Source organism: Mycoplasma sp. CSL7475-4, assembly GCF_024834065.1.
Lineage (GTDB): Bacteria > Bacillota_I > Bacilli_A > Mycoplasmatales > Metamycoplasmataceae > Mycoplasmopsis.
The window spans coordinates 1-466 of sequence record NZ_JANUYA010000029.1; the positions used below are offsets into that span (position 1 = coordinate 1).

Genomic DNA, 466 nt, shown 5'->3' on the forward strand with positions numbered 1-466 from the left:
TTAACGCCAAAAAACAATCTAAAATAGATTCGATAGATACTGATGAATTTATCGAATTGCTACACATCAAATGGAGCGATAATCTTTCAAAATCAATTCTTGAAAAAGGTAATGACGTTATTAATAGTCAAATTGCAAAATTAGAAAAATTAGCTAAAAAATACGATCAAACTTTGGCACAGATTGATGAAGAAATCAAACAAAGCGAAAATGAATTAATTCAAATGTTAAACGAGCTTGAGGGTGATGAATACGACATCAAAGGAATCAAAGAATTAATCAACTTGTTAGGTGGCAAAAATGAAAAATAAGCTTGTACCAGCTATTAGATTCAAAGGGTTTACAAACGCTTGAGAACAAAAAAGGGTAGGTGATATATTTGAAATAACACGTGGTGAAGTAATATCGACAACAAAACTTTCTCCTATAAAATCATCAAAATATATCTATCCTGTGTATTCTTCAA

The 466-nt window shown here is 29.8% G+C and carries 1 pseudogene; it reads left to right on the plus strand.

Annotation, left to right across the window (positions count from 1 at the left end):
- Positions 1-311: pseudogene (locus NXS15_RS03780) on the plus strand (type I restriction-modification system subunit M); the annotation flags it as partial.
- Between the last annotated feature and the right edge of the window lie 155 nt (positions 312-466).